General features: G+C 62.1%; 10 protein-coding genes. 8 read left to right on the top strand and 2 right to left on the bottom strand.

Going from position 1 to position 13,002, the window contains the following annotated elements; all coding sequences use genetic code 11:
* Positions 1 to 8: 8 nt before the first annotated feature.
* A complete protein-coding gene (locus tag J1C56_RS10745; RefSeq protein WP_214388859.1) occupies positions 9 to 1,268 on the bottom strand; it encodes a sarcosine oxidase subunit beta family protein in 1,260 nt (419 codons plus the stop codon).
* A gap of 196 nt (positions 1,269 to 1,464) precedes the next feature.
* Between J1C56_RS10745 and J1C56_RS10740 the strand changes: the two genes are divergently transcribed.
* The 8 genes from J1C56_RS10740 to J1C56_RS10705 all read left to right on the top strand — a co-directional run bounded on the left by J1C56_RS10740 (position 1,465) and on the right by J1C56_RS10705 (position 11,101).
* Positions 1,465 to 3,948 carry a mechanosensitive ion channel family protein gene (locus J1C56_RS10740; RefSeq protein ID WP_214388857.1) on the top strand — a complete coding sequence of 828 codons (2,484 nt, stop codon included), beginning with the start codon at positions 1,465 to 1,467 and terminating at the stop codon, positions 3,946 to 3,948.
* Between the two features lie 139 nt (positions 3,949 to 4,087).
* Positions 4,088 to 4,354: a hypothetical protein gene (locus tag J1C56_RS10735; RefSeq protein WP_214388855.1), complete on the top strand. Its 267-nt coding sequence runs from the start codon at positions 4,088 to 4,090 to the stop codon at positions 4,352 to 4,354.
* Positions 4,355 to 4,571: 217 nt separating this feature from the next.
* Entirely contained in the window at positions 4,572 to 6,005 is a 1,434-nt protein-coding gene (locus J1C56_RS10730) for a UbiA family prenyltransferase (RefSeq protein WP_214388853.1), read from the top strand.
* A gap of 2 nt (positions 6,006 to 6,007) precedes the next feature.
* Complete coding sequence (locus tag J1C56_RS10725) at positions 6,008 to 7,360, top strand: FAD-binding oxidoreductase (protein WP_420797380.1); 1,353 nt, start codon at positions 6,008 to 6,010, stop codon at positions 7,358 to 7,360.
* A gap of 99 nt (positions 7,361 to 7,459) precedes the next feature.
* On the top strand, positions 7,460 to 7,894 hold the full coding sequence (locus J1C56_RS10720) for an EamA family transporter (protein ID WP_214388850.1): 435 nt from the start codon (positions 7,460 to 7,462) through the stop codon (positions 7,892 to 7,894).
* A complete protein-coding gene (locus J1C56_RS10715) occupies positions 7,891 to 8,898 on the top strand; it encodes an NAD-dependent epimerase/dehydratase family protein (protein WP_214388848.1) in 1,008 nt (335 codons plus the stop codon). The genes J1C56_RS10720 and J1C56_RS10715 overlap by 4 nt, the downstream gene beginning before the upstream one ends.
* Positions 8,899 to 8,969: 71 nt before the next feature.
* Positions 8,970 to 10,382 (top strand): aspartate aminotransferase family protein, encoded by a 1,413-nt coding sequence (locus tag J1C56_RS10710; RefSeq protein ID WP_246591350.1) that lies wholly within the window; start codon positions 8,970 to 8,972, stop codon positions 10,380 to 10,382.
* A 161-nt stretch (positions 10,383 to 10,543) separates the two neighbouring features.
* Entirely contained in the window at positions 10,544 to 11,101 is a 558-nt protein-coding gene (locus J1C56_RS10705; protein ID WP_246591306.1) for a cupin domain-containing protein, read from the top strand.
* On the opposite strand, the gene J1C56_RS10700 is transcribed toward J1C56_RS10705, so the two are convergent.
* Positions 11,053 to 12,801, bottom strand: a complete 1,749-nt coding sequence (locus tag J1C56_RS10700; protein WP_214388838.1) for a glycosyltransferase family protein — start codon at positions 12,799 to 12,801, stop codon at positions 11,053 to 11,055. The genes J1C56_RS10705 and J1C56_RS10700 overlap by 49 nt on opposite strands.
* Positions 12,802 to 13,002: the final 201 nt, after the last annotated feature.

The raw sequence follows: 13,002 nt of genomic DNA, 5'->3' as shown, positions 1-13,002 counted from the left end.
TCAGGCCCCTAGTGCATCCGTGGCGTCGGACCCTGGCCCTTGTCGTCGATGACGGTGCCACGGCTGAAGCGGTCGAGCGTGAAGGGCGCGTTGAACTCGTGCGGCGCGTCCTTGGCGATGGTGTGGGCGAAGCAGAAGCCGGAAGCAGGCGTTGCCTTGAAGCCGCCGTAACACCAGCCGCAATTGAGATACATGCCGGGCAGGGGGCCGGTGGTGATGATCGGCGAGCCGTCCATCGACATGTCGCAGACCCCACCCCATGAGCGCAGCACGCGCACGGGCGCCAGCGACGGGAACAGCGCCAGCATCTCGCTCATGACTTCCTCGACGATGGGCAGGCTGCCGCGCTGGGCGTAGGAATTGTAGCCGTCTAGGTCGCCGCCATAGACAAGGCCGCCCTTGTCGGACTGGCCGACATAGAAATGGCCCATGCCGAAGGTCAGCACGGTGTCGAGAAACGGCTTCAGCGATTCCGAGACGAAGGCCTGCAGGACATGGCTCTCAATGGGCATGCGGTCGATGCCGGCAAGCTGCATCACCCGCCCGGTGCTGCCCGCAACTGCAACCGCGACTTTCCTGGCGCGAATCTCGCCACGACTGGTCGAGACGCCGGTGACCCGGTCGCCATCGCGCAGGAAGCCGGTGACTTCGCAATTTTCGATGATGTCGACGCCGCGGCGGTCGGCACCCCGGGCATAACCCCAGGCAACGGCATCGTGGCGGGCGGTACCAGCGCGTTCCTGCATCAGGCCGCCATAGATCGGGAAACGTGCCTGCTGCGACATGTCGAGCCCGGGCACGCGGCGGCCGATCTCAGCCGGCGTCATCAGTTCGGCGTCGACGCCGAGGTGGCGCATGGCGTTGCCCTTGCGCGCGAGGTCGTCGAGCTGACCGGGCGTGTGCGCCAGGTTGAGCACGCCACGCTGCGAGAACATGACGTTGTAGTTGAGGTCGTGGGAGAGGTTCTCCCACATCTTCATCGAGTGTTCGTAGAAGCGCGTGTTCTGCGGCAACAGGTAATTGGAGCGCACGGCGGTGGTGTTGCGGCCGACATTGCCGGAGCCGAGATAGCCCTTTTCCAGCACGGCAACGTTGGTGATGCCGAACTCCTTGGCGAGATAGTAGGCCGTCGACAATCCGTGGCCGCCACCGCCGATGATGACGACATCATACGAGGCCTTGGGGCTCGGCTTGCGCCACGCCGGCTTCCAGTCGCGGTTGCCGCTGAGCGCGTTCTTGAGAAGCGAAAAGGCCGAATATTCCGCCATACTTCATGTCATCCTTCAGGCTGCGCGGGGACACTACAGGCAGCACTGCTGCGATCAAGCCAATATTCCGCCATTGTTTTTCGTCAGGCCGACTTTCACATGGGCCAGCGCGCATCGGCTTGCCCGGCAAGATGCGCGTCTTTATCAATGGCTTGCCTTTTCATTCGGCAATCAGACCGTGAGTCGCTGACAAATCATGTTTTTTTCTACAGTCCGGCGCATTGCTGCCACCCTGTTCATCTTCACGGCCGTGCTTGTGGCGCAGGCCGCAGCGCAGGATGTCGGCAAAGCGCCGGCAGGCGTCGTCTCCGACCAGCAGGAGGTCATCTCCAGCCTTACCGCCAAGACGGATGCGCTGCAGAAGAAGATGGAGCTGAGTGCTGAAGACGATGCCGGTCTCGTCGATATCCGCCTGCAACTCGAGCAGCTGTCGCGTGAACTCCTGCAAAGCGGCGTCGCTTTCCGTCCACGCCTGATGGAGATCAACACCCGGCTCGAACAGCTTGGCAAGCCGCCGGCGGAGGGCCAGCCGGCCGAGCCTGCAGTCGTGACCAGCGAGCGCGAGAAGCTGAACGCCGAGAAAACCGAAATCAATGCCGTGCTCGGCGTTGCCGAGAACCTGTCGATCCGCATCGACAAGCTGATCAGCCAGATCACCGAGATACGCCGCGACCTGTTCCAGAACCTGCTGACCAAGCGCTACCAGATCAATTTCGCCCTGGGATCGGAGGTGGTCGACGCTTTCAAGACGGAGATGAACGACCTCTACCGGACGGTCGCATCCTGGATTCGTTTTGTTGCCAGCTTCAAGCTCAAGTCGATGCTGGCTGCAACGTTCTTCGCCCTGGGCGCGGCAGCGGTGATCATCATCGGCGGCCGGCGCATGTTCGGCCGGATGTTCGAACCCGACGGCAGGGTAGAGGAGCCGTCCTACCTCAGCCGGCTTTCGGTCGCCTTCTGGTCGACCTTCATGCAGTCGGCGGCACTGGTCGTGTTCCTTGGCGTCACATACTACCTGTTCGACTATTTCGAGGTGCTGCGCGGCGACATCGGTGCGATGCTGTGGTCACTGTTCTACGTCATCGCCATCGTGTTCTTCGTTTCGCGCCTTGGCATGGCCGTGCTGTCGCCCAGGCTGCCCAAGTGGCGGCTGATTCCGGTCGAAAGCCGTGCGGCGCGCTGGCTGATGCTTCTGATCACGGCGACAGCCCTCTTCACCGGCCTCGATTACTTCCTGAGCTCGGTCTACCGCGTGCTTGGATCGCCGCTGGCGTTGACCGTCGGCGAGGCGTTGACCTCGACCGTCGTGATCGGCGTGCTGGTCATCCTGATCGGGTTGGTCAAGCCGTTCGTCGATGAAGAAGGCCGTCCGAAACCGTGGCCGCGTCTCTTCCGCTACATCGTGCTTACCCTTGGCGGTGTCACGATCGCCGCGGCGTTGCTGGGCTACATCGGGCTTGCGCGCTTCGTGTCGCAGCAGATCGTCATTACCGGCACGATCCTCGCGACGATGTATATCGGCTTCCTGTCGTCACAGGCGATCAACGTGGAAGACGCCTTCATCAAGACGACGGTTGGCCGGCGCATCAAGCGGATGTTCACCCTCGACGATGCAACGCTCGACCAGCTTGGCCTCGTCACCAGTATGGTCATCAATCTGCTCGTGCTGATCGTCGGCGTGCCACTGATCCTGTTTACCTGGGGTTTCCAGCCAGGCGACATGATCACCTGGCTCTACCGCATCGGCTCGGGCTTCCAGATCGGCAGTTTCACCTTCTCGCCCGCCGGCCTGCTTTCCGGCGTCATGGTGTTTGCCATCGGCTATTTCGTGACGCGTTGGTTCCAGGGCTGGCTCGACGGTTCGGTCATGGCGCGCGGCAAGGTCGACGCCGGCGTGCGCAATTCGATCCGTCTCGCCATTGGCTATGCCGGCGTGGCGATCGCCGGGTTGATCGCGGTTTCGGCAGCCGGTATCGATCTTTCCAACCTCGCACTTGTTGCCGGCGCGCTCTCCCTTGGCATCGGTTTTGGCTTGCAGAATGTGGTGTCGAACTTCGTCTCGGGCCTGATCCTGCTGGCCGAACGTCCGTTCAAGGTCGGCGACTGGATCGTCGCGGGTGCCGTGTCTGGTACGGTCAAGAAGATCAGCGTGCGCGCTACCGAGATCGAAACCTTCCAGCGCCAGTCGGTGATCCTGCCCAATTCGGACCTGATCAACAGCGCGGTCGGCAACTGGACCCATCGCAACAAGCTCGGCCGCGTCGACATAAAGATTGGCGTAGCCTACGATTCAGACGCCAAGCGGGCCCACGAGATCATGCTCGACATCGTGCGCTCGCATCCGATGGTGCTGAAGAACCCGGAGCCTTTCGTGCTGTTTGCCAATTTCGGCCCGGCGGCGCTGGAATTCGAGATGCGGTTCTTCCTGGCCGATCTTCTCGGCAGCAATACCGTGCAGAACGATATCCGCTTCGGCGTCCTTGAGGCGTTCGAGCGCGAGAACATCGCCATCCCGTCGACAGCCCGCGCGCATGACGTCAAGCCGGCGGAAAAGTGGCCTGCCGACGACGAGCAGGTCGAGGCACAGGTGGCCGAACTCGAGGAAGCGCGCAGCAAACGCGCGGCACAAGCTGCGGCCGGCCGCAAGCCGGGAAGGTCCAAAAAGCCGGATCCGGAATGACGGCAGACGGGCTCGACCCAATTATGGCATGAACAAGGCATTCAGTTGCCGTTCAGCTTCAAACTCATATAAGCTCTCATGCAAACGGCGAAAATGCCTTGCTGAGATGAACAGGGGCGGTGGAAACACCGAGTGCAGAATGAAAAGGTTTCTTGTCGCCGCAGGCGCGCTGGTCCTGGCAATGTCGGGCGCCGCGCATGCTGCAAGCGCGGTAAACCTCGATGCCGAACCACGGACCCTGATCGTCACGGAAGGTGGCTCCAAGACGGAGCTTTCCCTTGCCGCCGGCGAAACGGTCGAGTTCTGCTCGAGCGGCTGCTTCGTGACCTTGCCCAATGGCGACCGCGAAGCGCTGACCGGTGGTGAAACAGTAGAGATTTCGGGCGGCGTCGCCCGCATCAAGTAAAGCTGGCCAACCTGCTGGCTAATGATCGAAAAGGCCGGGCATGTGCTCGGCCTTTTCTGCATTCTGCTAACGTCTGCTTAAGCATGACTAGCGAAATGACTGGTGCTCGTTTAGCATTCGGCCTCGACCTTAACCATCCGGAACCCGGTCGCCCGCTATAGCGGCAAGGGGTCCGGAAGGTTCACGCCGTCCGGCAAGGGGCAGGGCAGGCAGTTTTATGGATGCGCGTTCAGACAACAAGGCAGTACCACTGGCCGTCGATCTCGACGGCACGCTGATCGCCAGCGATTTGTTGTGGGAAGGACTTTTCGCCCTTCTCAAGAAGAATCCGCTCACCATCTTCATGGTGCCGTTCTGGCTGCTCAAGGGTCCCGCGCGTCTCAAGCAGGCGATTGCCGCTGCGGTCGACATCGATCCGGCAACCCTGCCATACCGGCCGGAAGTGCTGAAACGCCTGCGTGAAGAGCAAGCCAATGGCCGCCAGCTCGTCCTCGCCACCGGCACGCCACGCAAGTTTGCAGAAGCCATCGCTCGCCATCTCGGCCTGTTCGACGCCGTACTTGCCAGCGACGGCGGTGAAAACCTGACCGCCGAACGCAAGCGCAAGGCGCTTGTGGAAGCCTATGGCGACGGCGGCTTCGACTATGCCGGCAACAGCCGCCACGATCTCAAGGTGTTCGATGCCGCGCGTGATGCGATCGTCGTTGCGCCCGACCGCGCCGCCGCGCGCTGGCAGGCCAGCCACCAGTCCGAGCTCATAGAGACGCCGAAGCCCGATCTGCGCACCGTCCGCAAGATGTTGCGCGTCCATCAGTGGCTCAAGAATGTGCTGATCGCCGTGCCGCTCGTACTGGCGCACAAATATTTCAATACCGAGATGCTGGTGCCGGCGGTTCTGGCATTCATCTCGTTCAGCGCGGCGGCTTCGGCCATCTACATCGTCAACGACTTCTTCGATCTGGCGCTGGACCGGGTACACCCGACCAAGCGCGAACGGCCTTTCGCCAGCGGCAGGCTGTCGATCCCGTTCGGGCTGGCGTCGGTGGGCATACTGCTTGGCATCAGCCTCGCAACGGCGGCCTTCACGACAATCGAGTTTGCCGGTGTGTTGCTGGTCTATCTCGTTGCCACGACCGCCTACTCGCTTTCGGTCAAGCGCATGCTGCTGCTCGACGTGCTGACCCTTGCGGGGCTCTACACGCTGCGCATCCTGGCGGGTGCGGCGGCTACCGGCGTTGACGTGTCGTTCTGGCTGCTCGCATTCTCGATCTTCTTCTTCCTCTCGCTGGCACTGGTGAAGCGCTATGTCGAGCTGCGCTCGTCCAGCCTCAGTGTCGGCGAACGCATTGCCGGACGCGGCTACCGCATCGAGGACCAGGAGATCGTTGCCCAGGCCGGCATGGCGTCGGCGTTTTCCTCGGCGCTGGTTCTGGCGCTCTACATCGACAGCAGCGCAGTGCGCGAGCTCTACCAGCATCCCTGGCTGGTCTGGCCGCTGGCACCGATCGTACTCTATCTCACCATGCGCATCTGGATCCTTGCGCGGCGCGACGAACTGCATGACGACCCGGTTGTCTTCATCATCCGCGACTGGCGCAGCCAGATCGTCGTTTTCGCCGGTGCGGTGCTGCTTGTGGTGGCGGGACTGTGAGCGTGGGACTGGCTGATTACCAGAGCTTTGGCCGCGCCAATCCGGGCGCAAGCCAGGCGATCGATATCGACGAGGCAGAGAAGCTGCTGGCCGGCGGGACGGCACGCGCCGGATCGCTGCTCGCCTATGGCAATGGCCGCAGCTATGGCGACAGTTGCCAGAACAGCGCCGGTGCGGTCGTCGACATGCGGCCGCGCAAGCGCGTCTTATATTTCAATGCCGAGACCGGCTTGATCGAAGCCGAGGCCGGCGCGCTGCTCGCAGACATCATCGCTTACGCCGCCCCGCACGGGTTTTTCCCCGCGGTGGTGCCAGGCACCCAGTTCGTCACGCTCGCCGGCGCCATCGCCAACGACGTGCATGGCAAGAACCATCACCGTCGCGGCAGTTTCGGCTGCCATGTCGAGCGCCTGACATTGCTGCGCTCGGACGGGCGCACCTATGCCTGCTCGGCGGCGGAGAACGCCCGGCTGTTCTGGGCGACGATCGGCGGCATGGGGCTGACGGGCATCATCCTGTCCGCCGCGATACGGCTGATGCGTGTGCCTTCGCTCGACATTGCCGAGACGGTCAAGCCGTTCGGCAGCCTCGGCGAATATTTCGATCTTTCCGAAGCCGCCGATCGCGACAACGAGTATGCCGTGGCCTGGATCGACCAGATGGCCGGCGGCAAGCACGCCGGGCGAGGCCTGCTGCTTTCGGGCAACCACGCAACCTATGGCGCGCGGACGGCAGAGCGCGGCACAGCGAAACTTTCAGTGCCGTTCCAGCCGCCGCTGACCTTGCTCAACCGGCCTTTCCTGAAGCTGTTTAACGCAGCCTATGGCTGGCGGCGCGGCCGGCTGAGGGAAAGCCAGGCGAGCTACCAGAAGTTCTTCTTTCCGCTCGACGGGGTTGCCGACTGGAACAGGCTCTACGGTCCGAGCGGGCTTTACCAGCACCAGAGCGTCGTGCCCGAAGGGGTGGCCCGCGAGACCATACCTGCTTTGCTGGAGGCGGCGCGGCGCGCGGGGCAGGGCTCGTTCCTGACGGTGCTCAAGCGCTTTGGCAGCCAGCGTTCGCCGGCGCTGCTGTCGTTCGCGCGCCCCGGCTACACGCTGACGCTCGATTTTCCGAACCATGGCCGGCGCACGCTGGAGCTGCTTGCCGAACTCGACCGGATCACCGTGGGCGCGGGTGGCGCGGTCAATCCCTACAAGGACGCGCGCATGTCGGCCGAAACATTCGCCGCTTCGTTCCCGGACTGGCAGCGGCTCGAGGCGATGCGCGATCCGGCATTCATGTCCGACTTCTGGGCCCGCACCGCCGGCCGGCTGGGCGGGCGCAATGGCGAGACGGCGCAGGCGGCCGAGTAGGCGTTTGTTAGAGACGTGCGGGAAAAGTTCAAATTGCTTGGAAAGCTTCACAGAATATCAGGAGCTTTCCGTTAGGTTGTGCGAAGGACGGACAAAGCAATGAAATATATCATCTTCATCCTTTTCACAGTGATGACCAATGCGGCGGCACAATTGATGCTCAAGCAGGGCATGATGTCGCTCGGGCCGCTTTCTTTCGAAGGCACCAATCCGCTGATCAAGATACTGCAGATCGTCTTCAGTCCCTGGGTCTTCGCCGGCCTTCTGACTTTCGTCATCTCGATGGCATCGCATCTCTACGTGCTGTCGAAGGTCGAACTCAGCTTCGCCTATCCCTTCCTCAGCCTGGCCTATGTCGCGGTTGCGGTGTTCGCCTACTTCGTCTTCCATGAAGACCTGAATGCCTGGCGCATCGCCGGCATCGCCTTCATTTGCGTCGGCACCGTGCTGATCGCCCAGAGTGGCCGCGACCACGGCGAAGTTGTCGCCGCGGCCTCTAACGAACCCACCAAGACAAGCGAGCTTTTGCGATGAGACACATCATTTTCGGAGGCGACGGCTTCGTCGGTCGTCATCTTGCGCCCAAACTGATCGCCGATGGCGAAGAGGTTGTCGTTGCCGACATCGTCAAGAGCGATCTCGCGCATTATCGCAATGCACGCTTTATCAATTGCGACGTGACCGAGCCGGCCTCGATCGCTGCTGTCGGCATCAAGGCCGACGACATGGTCTACAACCTGTCGGCCAAGATGCTGTCGCCGCTGCAGGTTCGAGCCAAGCGCCACGATTTCTTCTTCCCGGTAAACTATTTCGGCACCGAAAACATCATCAAGGCGATGGACCATGCGGCGGCGCCGAAGCTGGTCCACTACACAACCGACATGATCTACGGCCACACCGTAACCCAGCCGATGACCGAAGAGCATCCGGTGGCGCCGCTGGGCGAATATGGCTGGTCGAAGCAGAAGACCGAGGAACTGGCTGCCGATTGGCGCGAGCGCGGCATGAACATCTCGCTATTCCGCCCGCGCCTGATCATCGGGCCCGGCCGTCTCGGCATCCTGGAAAAGCTGTTCAAGCTGATCGACTGGAACCTGCCGGTGCCGATGATCGGTTCGGGCAAGAACCCCTATCAGTTCATCTCGGTGTTTGACTGCGCCGAAGCCGCGCGGCTTGCCTGGAAGGCCGGCGTGCCGAACGAGGCCTACAATCTCGGTTCGCTCAACCCGCCGCCGGTGCGCAAGCTGCTCGGCGACCTCGTCAAGCATGCCGGTTCGAAGTCGATCCTGCTGCCGACGCCGGGCTGGGCGGTCAAGCGTACACTCGACCTTCTCGACCTGATGAACATGCCGATCATGGATCCGGAGCAATATCTGATCGCCGACGAGGAGTGCGTGCTCGACGTCTCCAAGGGTGAGCGCCAGCTCGGATGGGTGCCGCAATATCGCGACGAGGACATGCTCATCGCCGCCTATAAGGAATATCGCGCCAAGAAGGACGGCGTCACTGCGTCCCCACAGCACGCCCCGGCCGAATAGAGGATATGAACATGACGCTCGTTACCAAGCCGGATACGGCCCATTCGCATGCTGTCGCTGTGGCGCCGGCAATGACTTCGGCAAAGCTCGCCAAGCCGAACCTGATGTCGGTCGAGCAGGCCAAGGCGCTCGACGTCGCCAAAATGACCGACCTGTTCAAGGCGCATCTCAATCCCGGCCAGCTGCATTTCATGAAGCTGCTCGGCTTCCACAAGATCAAGATCGAGCGTGCCGAGGGCATGCACTACATCGACCAGAACGGCCGCAAGATCCTCGATTTCTTCGGCGGTTTCGGCTCGCTCGCACTCGGCCACAACCATCCGCGTGTGCTCGAGGCGCGCAAGAAGTTCCAGGACGAAAAGCGCCACGAGATCGGCATCGCCTTCATGTCGCAATATGCTTCGGCGCTGGCCTACAATCTGGCGCAGATTTCGCCCGGCGATCTCGACATGGTGTTCTTCGGCTCGTCCGGTTCGGAAGCGATGGAAGCCGCGGTCAAGCTCGCCGAGCGTGCGGCCGGTCCGGCACGTCCCAAGATCGTCTACGCCGAGAACTCGTTCCACGGAAAGACCAAGGGCGTGCTCTCGGTCACCGACGGCGCGCTCTATCGCGGTGAATTCAAGCTCACCGAAAACACCGTGCGCGTGCCGTTCGGCGACATCAATGCCATCGAAAACGCATTCCGTTCCGATCCGGCAATCGGTGCCATCGTGCTCGAGACAATCCAGGGCGGCGGCGGCATCAACAAGGCGCCGGCCGCATTCTGGCACAAGCTGCGCGCGCTGTGTGACCAGTATGGCGTCATCTGGGTCGCCGACGAGGTGCAGTGCGGTGTCGGCCGTTCCGGCCGCTTCTATGCCTTCGAGCACTATGATGTCGTGCCCGACATCACTGCGGTCGCCAAGTCACTGGGCGGCGGCAAGGCGGCGATGGCCGCGATGATCGCGCGCCGCGACGTCTACATGAAGGCCTATGGCACGCCCAAGACGGCGATGATCCACGCCATGGCGACCTTTGGCGGCATCGGCGAGGGCTGCATCACGGCCATCGAGACGCTCAACGTGCTCTATGACGAGGGCCTGATCGAGAATTCGGCCAACACCGGCGCCTATCTGCTGGAGCGGCTGGAGGAGCTCAAGGCGAAGTACCCCAAGATCATCAAGGAAGTTCGTGGCCAGGGCCTGATGGTCGGGCTCGAGTTCCACGACTTCTCGCAGACCCTGCCGATGGTGTTGCGCCCGGTGGTCAGCGTGCTCGACGACAAGCTCAAGGGGTCGCTGTCCGGCTTCGTCGGTGCCCTGCTGCTGCGCGACTACGACGTGCTGGTGGCCTTTACCGAGTACAATCGCAATGTGGTGCGCCTGTTGCCGCCGCTGACCTGCAGCCGCGCTGACGTCGACGTGCTGATCGCCGCTCTCGACAGCCTGCTTGGCCGTGGCATCGTTTCGATCGTCAAGGATTTCGTCAAAAGCCAGGTCAAGTAAGGGGACATCATCCCTGTCGCCTCAAAAGCCGGGTCTCGACCCGGCTTTTTTGTTGGCTGGTTGCCGGAGGGCGTTGTCGCTGTTGGCGGGAGGCGGTTGTCCGGCTTTCTCAAGCGAGGCATGCTCGGATTGTGCGGCGGAGCAACAATCGGGAGGAGCGAATGGTCAAGCCGATCATGAACCTGGACGAGGTCGAGTTCGACGACATCGAGGAGAATGGCATCTACACGTCGAAGAGGGCGTCGATAAGCCGTCACATCGGCGCGCAAAGCCTCGGCTACAACCTGACCATCCTGCCGCCGGGCAAGGTTCAATGCCCGTTCCACTGCCACCACGGCGAAGAGGAGATGTTCTTCATCCTGGAAGGCGAGGGCGAGCTTCGCTTCGGCGACAAGCGCTTTCCGATCCGCCAGCATGACGTCATCGCCTGTCCAACTGGCGGAGCTGAAGTGGCTCACCAGATCATCAACACCGGGATGAGGACGATGCGCTATCTCGCACTGTCGACGCTGGTGGAGGTCGAGGCTTGCGAATACCCGATTCCGGCAAGGTGCTGGTGGTCACTGGCAAGCAGGGCGCTCCGAGGTTGCGCAAGATGTTCCTGGCCGAGAACACGGCTGACTTCTACGACCGCGAGAAGAACTGAGCCTTTCCGCTTTGGAGGCGAAGCCTACTTGTCCAGCGCGGCGAAGAACCGGGGGTGGACGAAGGCGTCGTAACAGGCATCGAGCTGGATACGGCGGTGCTGGGTCAGGCCGCTCTTGTACATGTCGTAGAGCGCGGCATTGGCCGTCGTCGGCGGGCAGGTGGGCAGAAGGATGAGGTCGGTGTCCGCCACCGCAGCCTCTTCGGTCGAGCCGGGATCGGGCACCGCGCGCATCGGATCGGCGCCGATGGCGATGTGCAGCGGCGCCGAGCGGTCCAGCAGCCAAGGGAACGGGTTGACGAAGTTCAGCGACATCAGCGTGTTGAAGCGGATGCCCTTGTCGGCCTCCAGCTTGCGGATGGAATCGACCGCCGTGTCGACGTTGCTCAGATAGGTGACCTGGAAGTCGAAGTCGGAATAGAGCAGCGGCGTCGGCAATTCGCCGGCATTGGTGAGATCGGTATAGAGCGAGCGGTGCTCGGGATAGAACTTCAGCATGTGGTCGACGCGAACGGCGACTTCGCTGCGCATGTTGACGGCACCGAGCGTACCCAGATTGCGTTGCGCGATGGGCTGGTTCTTGAGTGAGCCGATATAGGCGCGGGCCGCGCGTTCGATGACAAACAACGCCGGTGGCAACACGACCGCAGCGGCGAGTGCCAGCACAGACAACAACACCATTGGCCTGGAAAGGAGCTTGGACGCCTTGAGCAGGATGGCGACGACGAGCGGTGCCAGGAAGATGAAAGCCTGGCTGCCGGTGTTCTGCGTCTCGAACAGCACGCCGGCAAAGAGCACCGCGAGCAGCCAAAGGCCATTGTGGTCGAGAAGCCCTGAAACCGCTGTGGTGACAGAGGTCTTCCGGTCGGCGGCGAAGCGCTCGAGCAGCTTGCGCCGGTCGGACCAGAGCAAAACGATTGCCAGGGCAGAGGTGGCGAGCACGACGCCAAAATTGATCGACGTCGATTGCAGGAAGCGCGGCAGCAGCGTGCCGCCGTTCATCATCACCAGCCTGAGGATGTCGGTGACATAGTGGCTGACTAGGCCGCTGGCCACCTCGATGACGGCAAGCACAGCGGCGAAGATGACCAGTGCTTCCAACGCATAGCGGAACTTCACCCGTCCGGCGAAAAACGCATAGGCGGCGATGACGCCGCCAGCGACGAAACCGGTGATCTTGAGAAAGAACAGCGCGGTCATGGTGAGCGAAATCAGCGCAACCAGCAGGTAGCGATTGCGTACGAACATCAGCGCCGCCACCAGCACATACAGCATCTGGCAGACCTGGCGGTTGTAGATGCCGAAGGCGTCGGAGCCGGGGAACGGATAGAATTCTCGGGTGTTGAAGGGCAGCAGCGCGAAAAGCAGGAAGGGCACCAGCAGCGCGAATGCGATGCCGCGCGAGCGCTGCCCGACATCCCACAGTACCAGCGCCATCAGTGGCGCGGTGACGGCGAGCAGCGACCAGTGCGCCACAAGTGCCGGCTGTGCATTGGGAAACAGCGTCACCCAGCCGGCAAACAGGTAGTAGCCGAGCGGGCCGACGGGCGTGAAGAAATCGTTGATCGGCACCTGACCGTCGAAAATGCGGTTCGCCGCATCGTAATAGATCAGCACGTCCCAATACATCGGGCCGATCGGCACGGCGACCGGCAGTGCCAGCAAGGCGCAGATGAGCAGAAACGCCATGGCCAAAAGAAAAAGCGGGCTTCTTGTCTTGGCCTTGAGGCGTGAGCTCAGGGAGGCAGGAGGCGGAGTGAAAGTGGTGTTCATCTTCGGCACCTGCGGCAAGTTCGATCGACACGACGTTGTTGTATTCAGCTACAGGTAAATGGCGATAAAAACGTTAAACATGCCTAAGGCAATGCTTGGAATGCGACTGGATCTTTCCAGCCACTATTCATTTGGACATCAGCCCGTCCGCCAACCGGCGAGCGCCGGTCGGCGATGTAGCAATCACGCTACGGCGGTGGC

This window comes from Aminobacter anthyllidis (assembly GCF_018555685.1).
Taxonomy (GTDB): Bacteria; Pseudomonadota; Alphaproteobacteria; order Rhizobiales; family Rhizobiaceae; genus Aminobacter; species Aminobacter anthyllidis.
This window is presented reverse-complemented; position numbering and strand designations above follow the sequence as displayed.

Excerpts from the sequence above, each read along its gene's own strand:
- J1C56_RS10705 (WP_246591306.1), top strand. The coding sequence starts at position 10,544 with ATGGTCAAGCCGATCATGAACCTGGACGAGGTCGAGTTCGACGACATC.
- J1C56_RS10715 (WP_214388848.1), top strand. The coding sequence starts at position 7,891 with ATGAGACACATCATTTTCGGAGGCGACGGCTTCGTCGGTCGTCATCTT.
- J1C56_RS10740 (WP_214388857.1), top strand. The coding sequence starts at position 1,465 with ATGTTTTTTTCTACAGTCCGGCGCATTGCTGCCACCCTGTTCATCTTC.
- J1C56_RS10720 (WP_214388850.1), top strand. The coding sequence starts at position 7,460 with ATGAAATATATCATCTTCATCCTTTTCACAGTGATGACCAATGCGGCG.
- J1C56_RS10730 (WP_214388853.1), top strand. The coding sequence starts at position 4,572 with ATGGATGCGCGTTCAGACAACAAGGCAGTACCACTGGCCGTCGATCTC.
- J1C56_RS10745 (WP_214388859.1), bottom strand. The coding sequence starts at position 1,268 with ATGGCGGAATATTCGGCCTTTTCGCTTCTCAAGAACGCGCTCAGCGGC.
- J1C56_RS10710 (WP_246591350.1), top strand. The coding sequence starts at position 8,970 with ATGACTTCGGCAAAGCTCGCCAAGCCGAACCTGATGTCGGTCGAGCAG.
- J1C56_RS10735 (WP_214388855.1), top strand. The coding sequence starts at position 4,088 with ATGAAAAGGTTTCTTGTCGCCGCAGGCGCGCTGGTCCTGGCAATGTCG.
- J1C56_RS10700 (WP_214388838.1), bottom strand. The coding sequence starts at position 12,801 with ATGAACACCACTTTCACTCCGCCTCCTGCCTCCCTGAGCTCACGCCTC.